The organism is Vibrio sp. 1402 (assembly GCF_033340275.1).
In genome coordinates, this window is the sequence record NZ_JAWOWE010000650.1 from 1 (window position 1) to 532 (window position 532).

Genomic DNA, 532 nt, shown 5'->3' on the forward strand with positions numbered 1-532 from the left:
TTAATGGTTAAGGATTCTTTAAAAGTTCCGGCTTTTTTTCTGTTCGTTGTTTTATTTTTGTTCGTTTACTTCGGTTTTAATACGGTGCTTCTCAGTGGTGACGAAAACTATGCGTCTGATACAGCCTCAAAACCATCAACTACCTCAAAAGTTAATCCCGTTGAGGGGTGTTTTACATATTGGACTTCTGAAAGCTCCAGACCTGGTGAGCCAACAAGAGCTTATAACGGTCGTAGATTGAATGGTGAAAGGCAATATTTAGTTGATCATCCAACGGAAGGAAAAATTTGGGTTTCTCACATCCGTATAGAACACGACGATTGTATATGGGATTTGAACTAAGGAGCCTATGCCCTTTTGTATTTTATCATTAAAACACTTCACACTTTGCTATGCTTCCATTTGACCTAGTTTATCTAATACATCAATATGCCATTTATTGACTACTGAGTAGGTGGTTGTTAGGACCTATCTACCTCATTGATACAAAGGTAAGAAATGGAATTTTTTGTTGGGGCTATCATCATCTATA

General features: G+C 37.2%; 1 protein-coding gene. It reads left to right on the top strand.

Going from position 1 to position 532, the window contains the following annotated elements; all coding sequences use genetic code 11:
* On the top strand, positions 1–342 hold a 342-nt coding region (locus R7044_RS27750), incomplete at its 5' end, for a hypothetical protein (protein WP_225456304.1).
* Positions 343–532 lie beyond the last annotated feature (190 nt).